At 29.3% G+C, this 21800-nt stretch carries 25 protein-coding genes and 1 pseudogene; 18 read left to right on the top strand and 8 right to left on the bottom strand.

Annotated features, from left to right (window positions below; genetic code table 11):
• The first annotated feature begins 68 nt into the window (after positions 1–68).
• Positions 69–1379 (top strand): FAD-dependent oxidoreductase, encoded by a 1311-nt coding sequence (locus tag RDX53_RS09675; RefSeq protein WP_295674912.1) that lies wholly within the window; start codon positions 69–71, stop codon positions 1377–1379.
• 308 nt (positions 1380–1687) lie between these two features.
• On the opposite strand, the gene RDX53_RS09670 is transcribed toward RDX53_RS09675, so the two are convergent.
• From RDX53_RS09670 to RDX53_RS09660, 3 genes and pseudogenes are all read right to left on the bottom strand, one after another.
• Positions 1688–2287, bottom strand: coding sequence for a nitroreductase family protein (locus RDX53_RS09670; RefSeq protein WP_330650057.1), 600 nt, complete (start codon positions 2285–2287; stop codon positions 1688–1690).
• 145 nt (positions 2288–2432) lie between these two features.
• Positions 2433–2711 (bottom strand): annotated as a pseudogene (locus tag RDX53_RS09665) (IS1595 family transposase); the annotation flags it as partial.
• Positions 2702–2881 (bottom strand): hypothetical protein, encoded by a 180-nt coding sequence (locus tag RDX53_RS09660; protein ID WP_295762500.1) that lies wholly within the window; start codon positions 2879–2881, stop codon positions 2702–2704. The gene RDX53_RS09660 and the pseudogene RDX53_RS09665, both read right to left, overlap by 10 nt.
• Before the next feature lie 247 nt (positions 2882–3128).
• Between RDX53_RS09660 and RDX53_RS09655 the strand changes: the two genes are divergently transcribed.
• Positions 3129–3839, top strand: a complete 711-nt coding sequence (locus RDX53_RS09655) for an N-acetylmuramoyl-L-alanine amidase (RefSeq protein ID WP_307994058.1) — start codon at positions 3129–3131, stop codon at positions 3837–3839.
• Positions 3832–4020 carry a DUF5776 domain-containing protein gene (locus tag RDX53_RS14165; RefSeq protein ID WP_369124300.1) on the top strand — a complete coding sequence of 63 codons (189 nt, stop codon included), beginning with the start codon at positions 3832–3834 and terminating at the stop codon, positions 4018–4020. The genes RDX53_RS09655 and RDX53_RS14165 overlap by 8 nt, the downstream gene beginning before the upstream one ends.
• Positions 4021–4241: 221 nt before the next feature.
• Here RDX53_RS14165 and RDX53_RS09650 read toward each other — a convergent pair whose 3' ends face one another.
• On the bottom strand, positions 4242–5207 hold the full coding sequence (locus RDX53_RS09650) for a serine hydrolase (RefSeq protein WP_307994057.1): 966 nt from the start codon (positions 5205–5207) through the stop codon (positions 4242–4244).
• A gap of 600 nt (positions 5208–5807) precedes the next feature.
• Here RDX53_RS09650 and RDX53_RS09645 point away from each other — a divergent pair.
• Positions 5808–6053 carry a hypothetical protein gene (locus RDX53_RS09645; RefSeq protein ID WP_295674903.1) on the top strand — a complete coding sequence of 82 codons (246 nt, stop codon included), beginning with the start codon at positions 5808–5810 and terminating at the stop codon, positions 6051–6053.
• 321 nt (positions 6054–6374) lie between these two features.
• Here RDX53_RS09645 and RDX53_RS09640 read toward each other — a convergent pair whose 3' ends face one another.
• Entirely contained in the window at positions 6375–7010 is a 636-nt protein-coding gene (locus RDX53_RS09640; protein ID WP_195930754.1) for a DUF975 family protein, read from the bottom strand.
• 151 nt (positions 7011–7161) lie between these two features.
• Between RDX53_RS09640 and RDX53_RS09635 the strand changes: the two genes are divergently transcribed.
• The 5 genes from RDX53_RS09635 to RDX53_RS09615 all read left to right on the top strand — a co-directional run bounded on the left by RDX53_RS09635 (position 7162) and on the right by RDX53_RS09615 (position 10620).
• Positions 7162–8205 (top strand): ABC transporter substrate-binding protein, encoded by a 1044-nt coding sequence (locus RDX53_RS09635; protein ID WP_195930755.1) that lies wholly within the window; start codon positions 7162–7164, stop codon positions 8203–8205.
• 122 nt (positions 8206–8327) lie between these two features.
• On the top strand, positions 8328–8570 hold the full coding sequence (locus RDX53_RS09630) for a phage holin (protein ID WP_195930756.1): 243 nt from the start codon (positions 8328–8330) through the stop codon (positions 8568–8570).
• 208 nt (positions 8571–8778) lie between these two features.
• Positions 8779–9153 (top strand): hypothetical protein, encoded by a 375-nt coding sequence (locus tag RDX53_RS09625; protein WP_295574275.1) that lies wholly within the window; start codon positions 8779–8781, stop codon positions 9151–9153.
• A 111-nt stretch (positions 9154–9264) separates the two neighbouring features.
• Positions 9265–10074 carry a hypothetical protein gene (locus RDX53_RS09620; protein ID WP_195930758.1) on the top strand — a complete coding sequence of 270 codons (810 nt, stop codon included), beginning with the start codon at positions 9265–9267 and terminating at the stop codon, positions 10072–10074.
• Between the two features lie 180 nt (positions 10075–10254).
• Positions 10255–10620: a hypothetical protein gene (locus RDX53_RS09615; protein WP_195930759.1), complete on the top strand. Its 366-nt coding sequence runs from the start codon at positions 10255–10257 to the stop codon at positions 10618–10620.
• Positions 10621–10822: 202 nt separating this feature from the next.
• Here the strand turns inward: RDX53_RS09615 and RDX53_RS14160 are convergent, their stop codons facing one another.
• Positions 10823–11035: a sigma factor-like helix-turn-helix DNA-binding protein gene (locus RDX53_RS14160; RefSeq protein ID WP_369124299.1), complete on the bottom strand. Its 213-nt coding sequence runs from the start codon at positions 11033–11035 to the stop codon at positions 10823–10825.
• 199 nt (positions 11036–11234) lie between these two features.
• Here RDX53_RS14160 and RDX53_RS09610 point away from each other — a divergent pair, with 199 nt between their 5' ends.
• The 8 genes from RDX53_RS09610 (at position 11235) to RDX53_RS09575 (ending at position 17695) form a co-directional block, all read left to right on the top strand.
• Positions 11235–11468, top strand: coding sequence for a hypothetical protein (locus tag RDX53_RS09610; RefSeq protein WP_307994056.1), 234 nt, complete (start codon positions 11235–11237; stop codon positions 11466–11468).
• Positions 11469–12428 carry a hypothetical protein gene (locus tag RDX53_RS09605; RefSeq protein WP_307994055.1) on the top strand — a complete coding sequence of 320 codons (960 nt, stop codon included), beginning with the start codon at positions 11469–11471 and terminating at the stop codon, positions 12426–12428.
• An 82-nt stretch (positions 12429–12510) separates the two neighbouring features.
• Entirely contained in the window at positions 12511–14238 is a 1728-nt protein-coding gene (locus tag RDX53_RS09600; protein ID WP_195930761.1) for a hypothetical protein, read from the top strand.
• Positions 14239–14404: 166 nt separating this feature from the next.
• On the top strand, positions 14405–15577 hold the full coding sequence (locus tag RDX53_RS09595; RefSeq protein ID WP_195930762.1) for a hypothetical protein: 1173 nt from the start codon (positions 14405–14407) through the stop codon (positions 15575–15577).
• Positions 15578–15753: 176 nt separating this feature from the next.
• A complete protein-coding gene (locus RDX53_RS09590; protein WP_295574282.1) occupies positions 15754–16002 on the top strand; it encodes a hypothetical protein in 249 nt (82 codons plus the stop codon).
• A 378-nt stretch (positions 16003–16380) separates the two neighbouring features.
• Positions 16381–16815, top strand: a complete 435-nt coding sequence (locus RDX53_RS09585; RefSeq protein ID WP_295762514.1) for a hypothetical protein — start codon at positions 16381–16383, stop codon at positions 16813–16815.
• A gap of 34 nt (positions 16816–16849) precedes the next feature.
• Entirely contained in the window at positions 16850–17284 is a 435-nt protein-coding gene (locus RDX53_RS09580) for a hypothetical protein (protein WP_195930765.1), read from the top strand.
• Positions 17285–17356: 72 nt separating this feature from the next.
• Positions 17357–17695, top strand: a complete 339-nt coding sequence (locus RDX53_RS09575) for a hypothetical protein (RefSeq protein WP_195930766.1) — start codon at positions 17357–17359, stop codon at positions 17693–17695.
• A 100-nt stretch (positions 17696–17795) separates the two neighbouring features.
• Here RDX53_RS09575 and RDX53_RS09570 read toward each other — a convergent pair whose 3' ends face one another.
• Positions 17796–19106: a DnaB-like helicase N-terminal domain-containing protein gene (locus RDX53_RS09570; protein ID WP_307994054.1), complete on the bottom strand. Its 1311-nt coding sequence runs from the start codon at positions 19104–19106 to the stop codon at positions 17796–17798.
• A 25-nt stretch (positions 19107–19131) separates the two neighbouring features.
• Entirely contained in the window at positions 19132–20331 is a 1200-nt protein-coding gene (locus RDX53_RS09565) for a hypothetical protein (protein ID WP_307994053.1), read from the bottom strand.
• Between the two features lie 619 nt (positions 20332–20950).
• Here RDX53_RS09565 and RDX53_RS09560 point away from each other — a divergent pair.
• Positions 20951–21256, top strand: coding sequence for a Mor transcription activator family protein (locus tag RDX53_RS09560; protein ID WP_295674885.1), 306 nt, complete (start codon positions 20951–20953; stop codon positions 21254–21256).
• Positions 21257–21800 lie beyond the last annotated feature (544 nt).

Here is a 21800-nt window from a genome sequence, read left to right as displayed (position 1 = left end):
ATTTTAAGTAAAATAAAATCTTATTTAAAATATCAATTATTATATATTAAATTTAGGGGTGGTTAAAAATGAAAAAAGTAACATACTTAACAGAATCTGCAAAGAAATTTACAAAAGAAGAGGCTATAGCTGAAGCTAAGAGATGTTTACTATGTGAAGAAGCTTATTGTAATAAAAGATGTCCAATAAATAGCAATCCAAAGGAATTTGTAAAATTAGTTGCGACAGAACAATTCGAAAAAGCGATAAAACTAATCAGAGATAACAATCCTCTATTTTATTCAATATGCACAAGAGTATGTCCTTATGATAGTTACTGTGTAGGTGGATGTAGAAAAAGCGCGTTAGGAGACAATCCTATAATGATACCTTTTATCCAAAAATATCTAGTAGATTATTGTGATGCAAGTGATGAAGTGATAACAAGTGATCATATACAACCTAAAAAAGTAGGTCAAAAGGTCGCTATTATAGGTTCTGGACCGGCTGGACTTGCAGCAGCGGCAGTATTAGGTCAAAAGGGATATGAAGTTACTGTGTTTGAAGCTAAAAAAGAAGTTGGTGGATGGCTTAGCTATGGTATACCACCACACAGATTACCAAAAGAAATAATTCAAAAAGATTTAAAATATATAAAATCTCTAGATGTAGAGTTTAGAACAAGTTGTATGGTTGGTAGAGATATAACATTAGATGATTTGAAAAAAGAAGGGTTTAAATCATTTTTAATTTCTACTGGATTTACTATTGGTAGAGTTTTAAATATAGAAGGACACGAATTAGATGGTGTTACAGATGCTGTAAGTTTCTTATCAGAAGCAAAGGCAAACGACGGTAATATAGAAGTTGGAGAAAGTGCAGTTATAATAGGTGGTGGAGACGTCGCTATGGACTGCGGAACGACTGCTAAATTAACAGGATATAAAAAAGTGAGAATAATGGTTAGAAACTCAATTGAAGAGATGACAGCTAGTGCAAAAGAATTAAAATACCTTCAACAAGTGGGAGTTCCTATAATCGACTGGATGGATTCAGTTAGAATTGTAGGTAAAGATGGAAAAGTAGTTGGTATGGAATTTAAGGGAACAGACGACGATACTAAGCTATATGTAGAATGTGATAAAGTTATATTTGCAGTAGGTCAGATGCCGGGTGCAATCCAAACAATAGCTCCAGTAGATGTAGACGAAAGAGGAATGATTGTTATAGATGAAGACTTCAATACATCTGTAAAAGGCGTTTTTGCAGCAGGAGATATAAGCAAGGCAAAAGCAGACAAGACTGCATGTTATGCAACTGCATTAGGTAAAAAAGTCGCTGAATCAATAGATAAATATATGCAAGAATTAGAAGATAAAGTGAGTTCTGAGGCATTTTAATTTAAATATATGTTTTAAATAAATGTTGATATTTTTATATTTTATCATAAAAAAGCAGAGGTAGTATTACCTCTGCTTTTTAGTTCGTATTTTATTAATATTGTGTATCAAAAAGTTGTTCAAAAAATCATCATTTTTATTTTTGAACAATTTCTTATTAAATTAACTATATTTTGTAATAATAATACTTTCTTAATATTACCGTTTATAATTGTTTTGTTGAACACGAAAAGAAAAGCATATACTCCTCTTTTATATAACTCTATATTGTAAAATGATTCATATTAATTATCTATAGCCTTAATATATTAAACTCTCCATTCAACAATGTTTTCTATTTTTTTTCTAGGCCTTTGTTTAGGACTCTCAGCGGGATAACCAAATGCCATACAAGCAACCAGCTGTCCATCAATATTTAACCAATTAGCTAATTCATTATAAGCAAAGTAAATATCACAAATCCATAAACTTCCTATTCCTAGTGCAGTAGCAGCTATAGACATATTCTCCATACAAGCTCCAACACATTGTAAATTAGCCATTTCATAAAATTTTTCTTCTAAACTTAAGTTTTCTATTGGAGATTTCCCAAATGGATTATATACAAAAACAACGGTAGGTGATTGCTCCATAATGTCTAATGTATAGCGTGTTCCAGATTCAAATTTACCACTATTCGGAAGTGATTTTGGATTATTAAACTCATCATTCGCTCCTTTTCTAAATACTTCTAGCATCTGTTTCTTTTCATCACCTTCAAAAACAATAAAACTCCAAGGTTGTCTATTTTTTGAAGATGGTGCACTCATACCTGATAATAAAATTTTTTCTATTGTTTCTTTAGGTATTACTTTATCCTCGAATTTTCTTATACTACGCCTATTAAAAATTGCATCTATTGCTTTCATTGTTAATCCTCCAATTACCTATAATATTTGTATTATAATTTAGTAATAATTCAAATTGCAATATTATTTTTATAAATTTTATATTATAAAACAATTGTGTAATTATTTTTCATTATACTATATTTCTGGTTTCTTTATAACATCTTAAGCCATCAACATGGCCAGTTCCTAAAAATGCACTTATGCAATCAAGAATTTTATGTCTCCAAAAGAAACTTGTTGCTATATTTATGCCTACAATTTTAGCAGATTTTCTTATTGATAAGCCCATAATCATACATTTTGCATATTTAAGCCACTTATCTAATGATTTTTTACTTCTATATACGGCAGAGTTTGTAAAATCAGTAAAAGTCCTTTTACAATCTTTACAGATATATCTTTGTTTTCCATTATATTTACCATTTTTTGATATTAACTCAGAGCTACAGTTAATACACCTGCTATTATAGCTTTTGGTATTTTTCTGTCTTTAATACTTTTAACTAAGAATTCACCTGATAGTAATAATAAAGTTATTGGCAAAATTAAAAGAGCTATAAGTCCTACTATTACTTTTTTACTTGAATTTAAGTTTTTGAATTCATTTAACATTAAATATTCCCTCCCCATATGTTATATAAATACAAAATAAAGTAAAATTGGTAATTTTACCTTATAGTATATATTTTAACATATTAACTTTATATATTACAAAAATTATTTAGTCATCTAAAAATAATATATAAAATAGTGTCAAATTGTAGAAAAAATCATAATTATGTATAAAGTGGTAATATAAAGTGATAGGATTGTGCATTAGCCTATTGCTCCACTTTAAAAAAGGAAGGATTTGATGACTATGAGTAAATATTTAGTAGCTATTGATGCTGGACACGGAATGACTACTGGTGGTAAGCGTTCTGTAAAATTATCTTCCGATTTGTATGTTAATGGAGTCTTAGTTAGAAAAAAAGGTGAAGTAATTAAAGAAAATGAATGGAATAGAGCAGTATCTGAATATTTGGCAAAAGCACTTACTAGATGCAATATCGGCTATATGTATACTGCTGATATGACTGGAAAAACAGATGTATCACTTTCTACAAGATCATATAAGGCAAATAAAGCAGGTGCAGATATATTAATTTCAAACCATTACAATGCAATTGGAACAGCGTCAGTTTGGCAAACAAAAGTAAAAGGATTACTTGTTTTACGTACAAAAAACTCTTCTTCAAAATCTATTAAATTAGGAAATCTAGCAGTAAAACATTTAGCAGCAGATATCGACTATGAATACAACTACGGTTTGATGAGAGATGTCGATATGAGCGGATTTACATTAGCTATTTTAAGACAAACAAATATGCCTGCAATATTGATTGAATATGGATTTATGGATTACGAAAAAGAAGCAAAACTTATGTTAAACCCATCACATCAAGAAAAATGTGCAGAAGCAGTTTGTAAGGCAGTTTGTGAGTATTTTGGGATGAAATACGTTTCTAAAACATCTACAGGAAGTAGTACTACAGGAAAAAAGGACTCTATACCTAAGAGTAATAGCTGATGAAGTAAATATACGTAGTGCAGCTGATTTTACTGATGAAAGTGTAGTCGGTGTAGTTAAAAAAGGAGGAGTATATACTGTTGTTGAAAAGATAGAGAGAACAGGAACAGATATGTATAAATTGAAATCAGGTGTTTATATAACTGCATCTACTAAATATGTAGAAGTTTTTGAGAGATAGTTTTAGATAAGAATTAGGTAAAATGATTATATAAAGTAAAAGTTATTAGAACAAGTAAAAATTATTAGATTAAGTAAAGGTTACTAGAAAATATAAAATGATTAGATAAAGTAAAACACAGTAACTATAAAAAGTATAAAAAAGCTAAGACTTGCTTTGCAGGTCTTAGCTAGTTATCAAATCTTAAATAGATTTATGTCACCAAAATTTTAATTAAAATATTATTCAAAAGCTGGTTTTATATAATGTTTAATCAGCTCTATTTTTTCTGAGGAATTTGGGACAAAGAGTGCGGAAATAGCAATTACAATATTGTCCTTTGTATCTACATATATGCTGTTTCCGCCGTCTCCCATAGCTACAAAACTATGATCATCTAATATCCACCACAAATACCCATAGCTCAAATCTCCTAGATTTATATGAGGTGAAGTGCTTTCTTTTATCCATTTTGTAGATAAAATTCTTTTACAATTATACACGCCACAATTTAAGTATAATTGACCGATTTTAGCCATGTCTATTGTGCTTAAACAAAGCCCCCACCCAGCAGTATTTAAGTTGTTTGTGCCAGCTACCCAGTTGTTTTTATCTATAGATTGATTAAATTCCATCTGCTCTTTTTCGCTTTTAAAAGTTATGTTCTTTGAAGGGATGATATCAAGTGGTTCAAATAAATTTTTAGTGGCAAATTCTAATACGGATTGATTAGTTGTATTTTTTATTATGCCAGAGAAAATGTCGGGACCTATAAGTGGTGTATAGAAAAACGAACCTATCTCATTATCGCCGCCTAGCATATCTAGTGAGAATTTTAGATAGTCTGAACTTGTGAAGTAATCTATATATGGAGCATCTTTATATTTAAAAGGTGCTGTCATTGTGAGCATATCTTTTAAGGTGATATTTTCTATAGTTTTGTTTGATTTATCTTTTTTATAATCTGGAAAGAAAGCGAGAATTTTTTGATTTATATCTTTTATATAGCCCTTATCCAAAGCTATTCCTATTAAAAGTGAGATTATGCTCTTTGTGACTGAATAGATGTGGATTTTACTTTCTTTATTGCAGTTATTTTCGTAGTTTTCATAAACTAATTTGTCGTCTTTTAAAACGACAACCCCACATATATTGGGGTGATTTTTCTTTATTATATCTTCAAAAGTTTTCACTTTTTCTTTATTCATATTTCTACCTCCTATTTATTATAGGATTAATAGTAGTTTAACAAATGCATTTGATTTTGTGATTATCACATTTCACTATTTCCTTACAATAAGAGTAATTTGATTTAAAATTTTTTACAAGAATTATTTTAAAATAACTTCTTTTCGATAGTTATAAGTGTATTTTTATACTAGATGTAGTATTTATTAGATATTATTTTATACATTATAAAAATATATGGAGGGTAATAAGTTGTGAAATAAAGCTGGACTAGGCAAAATAAATTATTAAATAAAAATAGATTTAATGAAATAATCAATCAAAAATATTTAAAATTTCGTATATATAAAAAGAGATTTTTATGTAAAAAATTAAAAAATAAAAATAACATTTCTAACAAAAAATAAAACAAAGAAAACGATTTCAAATTTAAAATATATAATTTTCAAAAATAAAGGTATGAAATTAGTAGATTTATGTCTACTATTTTTTTTTGCAAAAAATAACTCGATAAATCGTTAAAAATGTAGGAATTTGACTAACGAAAATTAAAGGAATGAACAATAAAAAACACGAAGTTTGTATATAAAAAAATTTATATTATAACAGGAGGGATTAATATGAGAAGTTTCAATAATATATTAAGAGATGTTCATTTAGGTAAAGATGTAGATCCAAAGGAATTAAAGATGGCGCTATTACTGGCAGAAAATCAATTAGTTCTTTCTAACAAAGACATTATCAAATGCTTAGATACACACGCTGATAGAATTGCATTAGAAGGAGAAATAGGTAAGAACAGAAATAAACGCACTTTGCATCAACAAATTTCTATAGAAAAAGCTTTGGAAATCAATAATTTGTAGAATTATGCAGATAACTATGAATTTTAATGTTATAGATTTCGAAAACGGGCCTATTTATATTGTTTAAAGTTTGTTTAATTTCGATTTATTTAGATTAATATTTACAATTTACTTAATCTAGATTTATTTATACTGGGATTTAAAGTTTATTTATGCTGTGTTAGATAAAATTATAAAGTTATCTAACACAGCATTTTTTATAGATATTTTTATAATATATAGTAGTTTATATTTATTTATAAATTGTAGATAAATATAATTTTTCTAAATATATTTAAAAAATCTACATTTTTAAATGTATTTTAGTATAAAGAGTTAAACCTAAATCATAGGTTTATACAATTTTAATTCCAAATAGTAATTTGCAAATGTTATACCTGTATATGGCAATACCCAAAGTAGTCCAAGTCCAAGAGGTAGTATACCTAAGATAAACCATCCTATAAATGATAAACCTAAGACGATTATGTTCCAGAAGTTACCTTGTACTAAATTTATACTTTGTTTTGCAGCATCTATAATCGGTGCATCTGTATCTAATATTACTAATAATGAGAATGATAAGTACACTTCTATTACTGTTATACATATTCCTAAAACAAAACTCAATAATACTCCAGAATATATTGCTACATATTGTATAAGTGTAGTAGCTAAAGATAAAAGCAATGTATATACTATGCATTTTAAAACTTTCATCCAAGATGTCTTCATCCAAGAGAATTTAACTTGGTCGAAGTCGTCGTTTTTGGCTATATTCAAAAACAATGTAGTTGTAAAAACGCTAGCTATTGTTGTAATTACAACTTGGAATATTGAAGATAATGTGGAGTCATTTAACATTCCTATAATGAGTGCTTCCAATACATAAACTACTAAAACTGTAATTACAGGGACAATCCAAAAAGCGTTTAATTTTCTTTTGGCATCTTTTTTTATTTCTGCTCTAGTTTTCATAAGTCCAGCCTCCTATTTTATAATGAAAAATTTACTATTTTCCTTAATCGTAGCATATATTATAGAGTATAGTGTAAAATATTTAATTTTGTAACCAAACTGCAACCTATGAATATAATGAATTATGTTTGATTTTAGTGGAGGTATATCGATGTTCAAGAAAATTATTTCTATCGTAAGTGCAGCGGCTCTAGGGGTTTGCTGCTTAACAGGATGCAGTAATGATACTGCTGGTGATAAAGGCGATAAAGAATCAAAAGAGTTACAAAAAATAACTGTAGCAGAAGTTACTCACTCTGTATTTTATGCACCACAATATGTAGCTATGAGTAAGGGCTTCTTTGAAGAAGAAGGTCTAGAAATTGATTTAGTAAATACTCAAGGTGCTGATAAAACTATGTCAGCTTTAATCTCTGGAGATGCTGATATAGGACTTATGGGACCGGAAGCATCAATTTATATTTACAATCAAGGTGAAGACGATTATGCAGTTAACTTTGCACAACTTACTCAATGTGATGGTAGTTTCTTAGTTTCTAGAGAAAAAATAGATAATTTCTCTTATGACGATTTAAAAGGTAAAGAAGTTCTTGGAGGTAGAGCAGGAGGCGTGCCTTTAATGACTTTGGAATACGTTTTAAAACAAAATGGTGTTGAAATTGGAGAAGATACTGCTAGTGGTCAATGTAACGTAAGAACAGACGTTCAATTTGCAGCTATGGCTGGAGCATTTGCAGCTGGTGAAGCAGATTTCACAACAGCTTTTGAACCAACAGCTACTCAACTTGAAAAAGACGGTTCTGGATATATAGTTGCATCAATAGGTAAAGATTCAGGTAAAATACCTTACACTGCTTATTCTTCAACAAAATCTTATATGAAAGATAACAAAGAAGTATTAGAAAAATTCACAAGAGCAATATATAAAGCTCAACAATGGTGTAAAGATGCTAGCGATAAAGAAATCGCAGAAGCAATCCAACCTTACTTTGAAGACAATGATATAGACGAATTAGTTACAGTTGCTAAACAATATAGAAAAATAGGCGCTTGGTGTGAAAATCCATACTTTGAAAAAGAAAGTTTAGATAACTTGATGAAAGTTATGGAAACTGCTGGCGAACTTGAAAAAGAAGCTCCATATGATAAGATAGTTGATACTAGTATAGCTCAAAAAATAATAGATGAAAAATAATTATAGGAAATAAATAGTTTGGTTATATAAATAGAACATTTGAAGTAGTTTTTTCATAAAAGAAAATAAGGGGTAGTTAACAAGAGGTATTTGGGGATAGCTCATAAAAAGGAGTTGATCTTATGGAAGTTAAGAAAGACACAATTATACGTACAACAGTTTTGGTAATTGCCCTTTTAAACCAAATTTTGACTAGCACAGGTCACGATATTTTGCCGATTTCTGATGAAGAAGTCAGCCAAGTGATATCACTGGCATTTACAATAGGTGCGTCAATTTGGGCTTGGTGGAAAAACAACTCATTTACAAAAGCTGCTATAGAAGCGGATAAAGTTTTAAATGAAAAAAAGTCCAATAATAATTAGGTTTAGATGCTTGGAGTTTTTATAGATTCCAAGCATTTTTATGTGATTAAATATAACAAAATAAAATGGTAAAAAAATCTAATGACTTGCTTGACAAATAAATAACAGTTAGATTAAAATGATAAATATGTAATATTAAAGATGCAAAAATACAAGCAAAATATATAAAATACAAGCAATAAATAATATTAAATAAGGGGGAATTAATATGAACAATGAAGTAAATACTTTATTTAGGTCTTATAATGATTTAGACTTAGTAAAAGCAGAGAACATAGTATTAGAATCTGAAACAAAGTTAGACGATAAAGAGAGAAAAATCTTAATGCATGTTTTTTCAGCATTTAAGAAAAATAAATTCCAAGATAGAAATATAGTATGCTCTATTAAAGACATATGTGAAGACGATTTAATACAACTTCAAGACAAAAGAGTTATATTAATAAATATAGATAGAAAAGAATACGTACTTACACAATGGTACAAAATGAGAAGACAAAAGGGGACTAATGCCGTAGTTGTTGAGCTAGACGATATGGTATGTGAGTATTTTAGGCTATTTCCATCAAATTATTTAAATTAGCACGCAGGAAAAGGGTTTCAGGAACTTATTTTACTAAAATATAAATAAATTACCTAATAGTTGTAAAAATGTATTATAATACCTATATACATATATATAGGAGGAATACATTTGAAAAATTTTACAAAAAAATTATTTACATTAGGTATAATATTTACACTAATAATTGGGATGGTTGGATGTTCTAAACCACAGAAAAAAAAAGAGGTTGTTCTTACTAATACACAAGAACAAGAAAAAACTATTTACGATTTAAATGGTATACAAAGCTATGAAGAAATCGATTCAAATGCGATTGTAGAAATTAAAAAATCTATGGCACAAGATGAAAATGTATTTGTAAAACAGATGTTTAATACATTAGCAGATGTTATAGAATTATTGCCAGAGGGCGTAAAAACACTACAACTGAGCGTATTTGCATCTAATATAAGTACAGATGACGACTTTTTAATATTTTCATGCACAATACCAGAAGATGGCCTAAACAATATAAGAAAAGAGAAACTAACTTCTATAGAAGGATTGTCTAAAAACTGTGAACAACTATACATAGACGAGATAGTGTCTGAGGAGGCTGTAAAAAACGTAATATGGCCAGGAGCAGAGGGATCTATAGTATATGAGGCTCCAGAAGAAAAAACTTACGAATCTGAAGAAAGTACAACAATACAAAGTCAGACAAGCTCTACTCAAGATTTTGACAAAGGTTACTGTGATATGTGTGGCGATTATGGAAAAATGTATCAATTAGTAGGATATGACCTTTGTTTAGATTGTTATAATGAGTATAATGTAAGATGTGCAGACTGCGGCACTTCACTTGCATTTACTGATTTCGCGATTAAGGCACCTAATGGGACTTGGTACTGCGTATTTTGTGGAGAAGATAGAGGATATTCGTACGACGATATATATTAAAATTTAAAATATGATTATATAGTATAATTTGATATAAAAAGAGATGGTGATTCACCGTCTCTTTTTTGTTATGGAAGTATGTTAGAAAAATAATGAAAATATTCAGAAATTTGCTTGACGTCCAAATAACAATTGTATAAAATTAATATTAATAAATAATATCAACAGGGGGTATTCATTATGAAAGGAAAAGTAAATACTTTATTTCTAGGCAACAATAAAGAGTTATTGGAAAAAGACAATGTGGCGTTAGAATCTGAGACAGATTTAACAGATATAGAAAAAGACATACTAAAAGACATATTTGCTGAAATAAAGAAAAATGACTTTGAAAATAAGGGGATTAAGTTTTCACTAGATGATTATTCAAAAGACGATTTAATAAAACTTCAAAACAAAAAGGTTATGATAATCAATATAGAAAAGAAAGAATATGTTTTAACACAATGGTATAATATGCTTTGGAATAAAGAAAGCAACGAAGTTGTAATACAAGTAGAAGACATAGTGTTTGAATACTTAAGATTATTTGTGTTAAATAAATAAACAATATAAAGGACAGTTTCTAAACTGTCCTTTTTTAATTTTTATGGACTTTAGTCTGTTGAGTATGCTTGCATACTCAATGATTTATATATTTTAGAGTTTGGTAGATATAAATATGCCAAAAATATATATAAGTATCTTCGTTTATATGATATAAATATCGTCACATAAATATATAGTTTTTAAAAAACTTAATTTAATACTAAGCTGTTGTATATTGCTCGTGGATAGTCTTTACATAGCTCGAGTTTAACAGTTTCTTAAAAGCACTTATTTCTATCTGTCTTATTTTCTCTCCGGAAATACTACATATAAGGCTTATTTCCTTTAATGTGTAGATTTTGTTGTTTATAAAACCGAATTTGAGTAAGATAACGTTTTTCTCATCGCGAGTTAAACTATCTAGACTTTGGATGATATATTAACTATTATCAAAACTTCCTAAATCAGAATTTGAATCTAGATTTTGACTAGATATGATAGATATGTTTTTCATAGCAATCCCTCCTATATAATAATATACTTTATAGTATAATTATAGTATAAATTAAGCAAAAACAAAAATATAATAATAGATATAAGGTCAAAGTTGAGATTTTAAAGGGGGATACATTATGGAGGCGTTTAGTCGTTTATATTTAAATAATTATGAATTGTTAAAAGACAAAAATGATGTTTACGGGGTATTGATTTCTGTCTTTTCGGAAAGCGATAAGATTATAACCCAGGAAATAGAGTATGAAGAAGAGAGCACAAAAGTTAGATATATATTGAGTTGTAAAAATTACTCAGACAAATTAGATATTATGGGATTTACTTTAAAAAAGGCTTATGATGAGTTTTTTTAAGTGAGAAATATATATGAGTCAAAGAGTGAATTTATAAAAATCCTAAATAAAAGTATAGAGTTTATTATAGATAATAATATTTATGACGAGTATTTTTTAGACAGAGAAAATTTAGAAATCTTGGAAAATGACAAAGATTTAGAAGATATGGTTTTATTTATTTTGAGAAATAAGGATATTTTATGGGGCGGGAGTTTTATAGATATCAGGTTTATTTTGAGGATTGTGTTGTCGCTTTATAGTGATTCTAAGATTATATATGATGTGAGCGAGATTATAGCAAATGGCTATTTTGATGAGGATTTTGAGTTTAGCAAAAGCGCCAAAGAAACTGCAAAATCTGAATATATAATAAATGAAAAGATTATCGTCCTTACAGAGGGAAAGTCAGATGCATGTGTTTTGGAGACTGCGCTAAATATCTTATACCCCCACTTATCAGAATACTACTCATTTTTAGATTTTAAGGCCACAAGACTTAGGGGGAGTGCTGATGCGCTTGTATCTACTATAAAAGCGTTTATCTCATCTGGAATAGCAAACAGAACTATTGCAATATTCGACAATGACACAGCGGGGCAAGAGGCCATGAAACTTTTAAGCGGGATAGAAATACCAAACAATATAAAAGTGCTTAAATATCCAGACTTGGAAATTGCGAAAAAATACCCCACAAAAGGCCCAACAGGAGATGTCGTAATGGATATAAACGGGATGGCGTGCAGTATAGAGTTATATCTCGGAAAAGACATCTTAACAGAAGACGAAGATAACTTAATTCCGATACAGTGGATTGGGTATTTTGAAAGTGCGGGCAAATACCAAGGCAGGATTTTAGATAAGGCAAACTGTCTAAAAAAATTTTTTGATAGAATGAATGATAAAGACATAAGCAGGGAAAACTTTGATTTTAGCGGGTTAGACGATATTTTAAAGATGATTTTTGAAGCATTTAATTAAAATTTACAAGCCAAAAATGTAGTACTATAATATATATAAAGGAAATTTGGAAAGAAAGTGAGTGAGAATAGGGGGACTCTATATGGGAGAAGAGAAAAACAGTATTGTCAATAAAATTCCAGAGGAGATAAAGCTGTATAATACATTATATTTAAAGTACAGAGAATATGGAAAAGAAGCGAGAAATACATTTAATAAGATCTTAGGTGAATATAAGGGACTAGACGATTTAGTTTCAGACGGATTTGATACGAGCCTAGACATTATCAAAACTTACATAGATTACGCTGTAGATACATTAAAAGATATGGATGTAGAAAATATAACAGAAGAAAATTTCACACAAAAATACTACCAAAAATACTGCACCTTTGGAGATGTATTTAATAATTTAGAAAATCAATATAAAAAAATCGAAAAATCAAATCACGACAAAATACTCAAGGAAAAAACAGAAATTTTTAACTCAGAAGAAGTAAGAGAAAATATATTAAACTCTATTGAAAACAGTGTAGTAGATATACATGAGGCAATCTTGGACTGTGTAGAAAACGAGACAGATAAGGACTTGTATAGAGTTACATCAGATGATAAAAAAGAGGCACAGGATTTACTTTTTAAATTAAAATCAGAATCGAAGTTGTTGAGAAACGACGAAAAGCTAAATATTTTAGAGAAAATGCTCGGCTCAAATCCATATCTAGAAGAAACTTATTTTTATTTATTAGATATAAATAAAGGCGACAAAAACAACCAAATAGAACAATACGCTAACTACTTTGGGATAGACTTAGCAAAGAGAAAATCAGAAATTATAAATTCTGAGATAAATAAATATCTAAAGGACAATTTAGATAATGTAGGATTAAAAGACAAAAAAGAAATTCTAAATTCGTATTGTGAAAATTATTTTAGCCAAAAATACAAACAAAAAGATACATACTCAAACAAAGTCTATTTAGACAATTTAAATAAAATATATAAAGATACATTTAAAACACCGAAGCTAAATGAAGATGTAAATGAGCTTATAGACGAGTGTAATTTTATTTATGAAAAATATAATGATGAGAGATTTTTAAATATAAAAAACGAGATAGAAAAAAGTCTGTTAAACAGCAAAATTATCTCAAATCTTAAAAAAGAAAGCGATAATGAAATAAAAATTGAGATAAAAGAAGATGAGGCAGAAAGAGAAAAAGAAGCTCAAAGAGAATATAAATTAGAATCAGAAAGAGAAGAGCCAAAACACGACGACCAACGCGACGAAAAGCATGACCAAAAACACGACAAACACAACCAAGAACATCACAACCAACACGACATCAAGATAAAATCAGAAAATTTACCACAAATTAAAAACAAACAACCTAAACAAAAAAATCAACTAACTTATGATGAATATGCAGTAGCAGCAGAGCCTACACAAAAAAAGAGCACTTTGTCATATGGATTTAAAATAGCGAGTTTAATTTTTATGTTGTTCTCTGGAGTTATGTTGTTTGATCTATTTATACAGATATTAGACAATAGATTTATTTATGGAAGAGATTTATTATTATCATATGTCACAGTAGGGATTTTGTTTGGGCTTAGTTTAGTCTGTAATTATGCTGCGATTAAAAAAACTCACCCATACGGAAAGATAGTATCCAACAAAAGTATACTAATCAGGGTATTTATAGCGATTATATCTTTTATAGGCGGTACAATATCGGATAAAACATATATAGAGGCGTTTTGTCTTACAATCGGGATAATGGTATTTTTATATATTATAAGAGATTGCCTTTTTAGACGAGGGGAATAAAGATTATTATTGTCGGGACTTTTTAAGTGGTTCATTTTAATTTAAATTTATATTGATTTTCATTGTACTATCGTTCTGGTCTATTTATTTTGGAAAAAACGCCTATTTTACATAAAATCATTATATAATAATAGTAAGTAAACTGACTTTTGTGAGGGGGCGTAGTATGTGGTTTAGAAGAAGAAAAATAAAAAGCAAGCAACCATCAGAAATCAGCAAACAAGATATAGAAGAAAAGAAAATTGTCGAGGCTAAATTAGCCAAGGAAATTAGACAACATTATATAAGTATTTCAAATGCGACAACTGTTATTTGTTATAATATAAATTGGAATAATAAGAATCTAGAAAAATTTTGGAAAAAATATCGCCAAAACCCCGAGTTTTTATCTCTAAGGGGGCTTGATATTGTGATTTCAATGTATAAATTGGCGGGGGACGTAAATAGTTATTTCGATTTACATAAAAAAGTATTTAAACGCGATGTAGTAGAAAAAATTTCAAAAAGGCATTTTTACCAAGACGCAGTAGACAAGATTATGACAAATTACGATAATTCATGCAATCAGATTATTAAAAAAAATCATGGATTTGAAGGTAATTCATATTTTGAAAAGGCACAAGGATGTGGATTTATCCAGCTTTATAATAATTTTAGAAATAGAGATTGGGATTATTTTGTATTTAATCTTGTATTTAATATATACAAATACGACGTGGAAAGTTTTAATAGAAGTGGGTTGAATTTTTCACAAAGCGAACTAAAACAACTCTACAAAGAATCTGGGGATGAATTGCTGTTTTTTACGGTGCAATATGGCTATGCATTTTTGTTTATGTCGTATATCTTAATGCTTAGAAAATACGAGGTGTTTATCCAAAATGATATAGTCTTGTTGGTCTTAGAGCAGATAAAAAGTGATAATGATGACAAAATGGATATTTTTCAAGAATTTTACCTTCTATACAGCAGTTTATATAGAAGTGCATATGATGAGGAGTATTCTTATGATGAAATAGCTACATTTATTATTAAACAAGAAAATATAGAGAAAAGAGATATGTTTTTAGATTGTGATTATTATAAAGAAGATTTAAATGATTTTAAAAAGGACAAAAACTTTAAAAAAATGCTATTTAATATAGATAAAGTCGAGTTTTTCAATAAACACTCTAAAAAAGATCCTTATATAAAAGAAAACAGAGATTATTTTTATAATGAGTTGTTCGACTATCTTATGATAAAATGCATGGACTATCTAGATGATGATGAGTTTTTGAAGATTTTGTTTTGTAAAGAAGCCTATATAGATAAGTTCTTGAGATTTGGATTATTTTAAATAACCTCCATTTTATGGTATTATAGAAAATGATATAAACAAAGTTTAGAAAAACTTAACAAGTATAAGTTTAAAAAGACTAAATAAGTATAAGTTTAGAAAATCTGAATAAGTTTATAAAAGGAAACAATACTATTATTAATGACAAGTGAAATATAAAGGTGGAGGTATTATTTATGAAAAGGATAATTATCGTACTTGGAGTAGTTTTATGTTTATTTATAAATGGATGTATCGATAAGGACAAGCAAAACTCTTCAGACGACAACAGTGATGCAATCGAAAATATAGACGAAAATTATCTAGACGAAGACAATGACGACATAAACGACAAAGACGACGACGGATACGAAGATGAAGACGAAGACGACGGGGCAAGTGATGCCGAAGACCAAGAAAACGAGAAAGATAACGCAGATTTTTAAATTTTAAAAAAATTTACAAAATGTGTTTAAAAAGTGAAAACATGTCTACAATAAAAATATACTTATTTATATACAATGCATAAACTTTAATCCAAAAAACCCATAATAAAATTAATTAAAGACATTTTGTTCCTTGTTTGTTGCAATGGCCGTTCGGAAGGTCATATAATAAGCCCATAATTATTATGCATAATCAAGGAGCAAGAGATTCCAATCTTGCTATTTGCCAATCGGACTTTACATACATAACTCTCGGTTCGATTGGCACTTTTTTTTTACAACAATTTATTTTCACAAATTATTAAAGTAATTTATTGAAAATTACGAAAAATATACCTACAATATAATTAATAAGTAGATTTTTAAGGGGATGATAATATGGAGTTTTATAGAAGAAAGTCACTACTTAAAAAGACTCTTAAAGAAACTGGCTTATTTTCAGCATTTGACGTTTTACAAGACGACAGCAAGATGTTGAGACTAAGTTTAAAACCATCAGTTAGAATGTTTGCTGGGGACTTTTATGAAGTATCCATATCAATACCGAATTCTAGTTGTTATAATTCAATAAATTATGTTATTGCAAAATTAGAAGACAACAAAAAGAAAAATTTAGTGCTTAGATTATTGCATAAATACAACAACGACAGCTTAGTTATAAAATACTACATTACACCACAAAATTTTATAACGGCGAAAATAGCATATATCGGATCAGGCAATAACTTTAGTGGATACGAATTTATCGAACTATTGCAAGATGGTTTGGGAATTGTATCAAATGTCAAAGATGATATAATGGACATCTTATAAGTTTTATATTATTTTTTATTTAGGGGGCGAGATTATGAATTTTGCTGAGAAAAAACCGATATTAATCCACGAGTTGCAAGAGTCGAGAACTTTAAATAGATTTGAAATAATAGAAAATAACGAAAACAGACTATGTCTTTATACACTACAAGATGTATATGGGATGAAATATCCTTGTGAAATTAGACTATTTATGATTTCTGACAATCCGTTTACAGTCGTCACTTATAGATTTATGAAGGGGAAAAACTCAGATTATCCGATTGAATTATTGGAATTTCTAAACGAATACAACGAAAAATACGAAGCATTTAAATTTTATATAAATAGCGAAAATGTAGTTGTGGGCGAACTTGTATATGCTCATGGAGAAGATACATTCGACAGCGAAGAATTAGTAGAGCAGATAAAATATGGAATCGAATGTGTGAGTTTTGTGCACCAAGATATGCTTAGAAGATTTTTATAATCAAGATAAACTACAATCAAAGTAATAAACCTCCTTATTTTATCATATATAAACATAAGGAGGTGGGCGATTGTGAAAGAAGTGGGGATTGAGCGCTTTGTCGAAACACTCGAAAATAAGGAATTATATCGAACTGATTTGAATCGTCCAGGCAGAGAATGTACAGTGATGTATCATTCGAGAGATAACCCAATACACTTGGTCCTGGATTGTAACGTTATTATGAGATTTGGTGACAAAATTTTGTTGTTATCCAAAGACGCAAACAGCACGAGCAAAATTGGGTTTAGAGCCATAAGGACATTTAAGATTGGATCAGAAGAAGAAGACGATAACGAGACGAAATACTATGATTTTGAAATAGAATTAAAAAACGGAGATTATATAGAATTTAGTTTTATTGAAGAATAAAGTTTAAATAAAAAGGCGTGAGGGATCACGCCTTTTGCTATTGTAAAATTTGGGGGATTGTGATTCTATTTAACGAGTTTGTGATAAGGAATTTAAGTGTTTATAAAAAACTTCCTTGTTCTAGTTTTGGGGAGTAGCCGTAGTCTTTTTGCAGTTCTGATTTTCCTTGGGTGAAAAATCTCTTTCTATCGCTGTCAAAGTGTAGTTTTAGTTTTTTCTTTATTATGCCTGTGATTCTGTTTTTTAGAAGGAGGATGTAGGTTTCGGGCTCGCTGTTTTCGCGAGTCGCTTTAAATACGTAGTCCGCCAAGTTTGGGATTTCGCTTGCTCCTGATATTTCAAAAACGTGTGGCTCACGATTTAAAAGTGAGCTTTTTTTGGAGTGGGCGACTAGGATTATGACGAGGTCGTATTTTTTTGCAAGGTTTTTTAGTGATTTTACGGCGATAATTTGTTTTTCGTATTTGTCAGAACCGCTACATTCTAGCGTCATCAAGTTGTCTAATATAAACAGTTTTACATTTTTCTTAATTGCAGCGTACTCAATGGCATTTACTAAATTTATCTCGTCGGCTGTGGCGTCTTTTGAATAGTAAAACAGCCTGTCTTTTGCCCAATTTAAAATTTCCTCGCGACCTTCTGGCGTAACTTTTGTATATCTTCCAAAAGAATTAATACAAGATGAAAGGTGGTTTGGATTTGCGACAGTTTTACAAAACCAATCCAACGACATCTGGTAAGAAAGTTCACCAGAATATAAAAATCCATTAAAGCCCAAACTCATAGCATTAGACAAAATCTGATTTAAAAATGTACTTTTTCCAGAGCCGGGATTACCTGTCAAAACAGTCAGCGTACCGAAGTTTAGCCCGCCGCCGGTCGCCGAATCAATCGCAGAAAATCCAGTTTGGATACTTCCCACATCATCAACTTGAGGGGCAATAGTTGACACATCTATAATCAAATCCTCTACATTTCCACTGTCAAAAAGTGTCGCTTTTAAGTCGTCAGAAAACTGTAGAAGGTCTTTGCTGTCTAGCTTTTTGATGTCCTTTGTAGTGTTTGAAAGCAGGTCCTTTATGCTGCGTTTTGTCGCCAAATCCTTGACAATTTTCATGTGAAACGATACATTGTCAGAAACTGAAATGAGAGCAGTCAGCCCAGCAAGATAAGAAATTCCACCTGCCTTTTCGAGCATGTCGTTTTTTTCAAGCTCAGACCTCAAAGTCACCGGATCGATTCCGATATTAGTGTCGTATAGCTTTTTCATATATGTGTAGATGATTGAATGTTGAGTGTAGAAAAAGTCGTCCGCGCACAAGTTGACCCTGTTGCCCTCGATAATTACATCATTTTCTAAAAATACACAGCTCAAAATATTTCTTTCCGCATCTAAGTCATATAAATTCATAAAAATCACCTCGATTTTAAATTTACTACATATCTTCAAACTCGCTTAAGTCCGAGCTTGAATACTGATTTAACTGTTTTGAAGATAAACTTTGTTTTGAATATAGACTGCATTGTGAAAGCAGGTTTTTCTTTGAAGTTTCAAAGTTTTTTCTAGCTAGAACTTTTTCATAACAATCCCTGAAATACCAAGGGTTTAAAATATGAGTACCCCAAAATCCATTTTCTAGATAAATCCACTTGATAAGCTCCGTAACCTCTTGGAAGTTTCGGTTGTCTTTGTTTAAAATAATATCAAACGCCTTTGACCAATCGTTAAAATTAGGCTCTTTGAACGTTGGGTTGTTTTTCTTTATAAGAGTCCACATAAGCTCAGAAAGTAAAAATTCAGCACTCACGTCATCTTTGTACTGTGATGTGATAGATTTATTTGATAGATTAATTATTTGGTCAGACTCTAAAGACGAAGGTGATTGTTCTAAAGACGAAGGTGATTGCTCAAAAGATGTAGGTAATTGTTTTAAAGATGAAGGTGATTGTTTTAAAGATGAAGGTGATTGTTTTAAAGACAAAGGTGACGACTCAAAAGATGTAGGTGATTGTTCTAAAGACGAAGGTGATGACTCAAAAGATGTAGGTGTTTGTTTTAAAGACGAAGGTGACGACTCAGAAGATGTAGGCAATTGTTCTAAAGACGAAGATGATAATTCAGAAGATGTAGAACTATTATTTAAAGATAAGTTTTCTTCATCTAAATTATTTAAATTATTGACTTTATCAAAAGGCTCAGCACTTTTTTCATATGCGTCAATATCTGACATTATAGAAGATATTTCGTCTTTTGTTAAACTAGATTTTTTCTTAGTTTTCTTAGATGATTTAGAGTGTGAAAGACTTTGTGTAGATATAAGTTTTATAAAATTTTCTCCAAGTGTATAGTAAGTATAACTGCCATTTTCTTTTAATAAGACTCTTTTCAAAACGCCACATTCGCATATTTTTCTAAGTCTTCTATAAAAAGCATTTGTCTGCATACTTAAAATTGGAAGTTCGTCAGTTAGTTTTTTGTGGCGAATCCAGTAGTATTTTTCGCCATTTATAAACTCTGTGCGCATATTTCCAGAGTCTTTAAAATCTACAAACCATCTAAGTATTATCAAATCCAAAGCATCAAGACCAAGATCTTTTGCAACTTTTTGAGAAAATCCTTCTATTGTGTACTTCATAATAAAACCTCCTAAAAAAAATTTTAAAAAATATGTATAACATAAAATAATAATGTCCATAATGTAGTTAGATAAATAACCAACTCTTTTGAAACTTCAAAAGAGACAGTACTCATGAGAGCAGGTACTCATTGTTTTTCATCAATTATTCATTTGTATCACTTAAAATATTAATGATATAATTTAAAAAGTCATTAATAAAGCTGGACTTTCTGGTTTGCTCTCAAGTTAAATCACAACATACATACACATCATGCTGGAAGGTCCAGTTTATTACTTTTATAATATAATAGTAAATAAAAATAATATAAAAAATCCAACAAACTACTTGAAAAAAATATTTTTTTTTAAGTTTGACAAAAACAGTAAAAAATTTTTATTTTTTTGTATAATTATATATTATAAGAAAGTTAGAAATCCAAAAATGGTTTTTTATATAGTTATAATACTTCATATATATAACTAGTAAGAAGTTTTAAAAAATATAATATAGAGCTAATACTTTTCATATAGGGATTTCGCTTTTAAATTATAATAAAGGAGGGATGATAAGTAGAAAGTTTAAGATATCAGTATTATACAAGCACAATAAAAAAATTAAAGAAAAGGGGAGGAAATTATGAAAAAAAATTATGAAGTTGATGAAAGATATCTTAAAGTAGTTCCAATAAACCTACACTCTTTTGTAAAAATAGTTGGAATCGAATGTTATGAAAAGATAGTAGAAGAGTATGGTGGGGGAGGAATATATATTCCATCTCAGAAAAAACACGATATATCAAAAAAGAATAGAGCGATATATGAAGATTATAGGGATAAAAATATGAACTATAGAGATCTTCGTAAAAAATATAAACTTAGTGAAACGACAATAAGAAAAATAATCGACAAATGTTTAAAAGAGGATTATAAAAATAAAAAGTAAGATAATATAATAAGATGCAAGAATGATGAATAATATAGTCAAAGGCCCATAACTAGATTGAAATTTAGATTTAGTTATGGGCTTTTAAAAGTGTGTGGAATTAATATTGAAATTTTTTGGCGAATTTGATAATCTTTATTATATTAAGATTAATTATACTGATTTTAATATCAACATAAGATGTTTTTAAATTATATTTAACTTATAAGTAATTTATAATTAACCGTAACATGTGATGTATGAAAAGCTGGAGAGTATTTTGACTTTCTGGCTTTTTTGTTATTTTTTCCAATCGAAAAAATTTGTTTTGACTTGGGTTGGTGATGTTGCAAGGGCTTGAGGGTGTTTTTTGATTTTTTTATGGCATTGGGGGTTTGGTTGGAAATAATTCTTAGAAATGTTGGTATTTGGGCAAGTGTGTGATATTATATAAATGTAGAATGTGTAAAATAGGGTGGTTTAACAGTAACATATGATGTATTTAAATTTCTTTATTGCAAAGCAAATTTTGGGCTAGAAAATAGTTTAACAGTAACATATGATG

Origin of the sequence: uncultured Intestinibacter sp., assembly GCF_902468165.1 — a bacterium.
Lineage (GTDB): Bacteria > Bacillota > Clostridia > Peptostreptococcales > Peptostreptococcaceae > Intestinibacter.
Note: the sequence above shows the minus strand (reverse complement) of the source record. Positions and strands in the feature narration are given on the sequence as shown.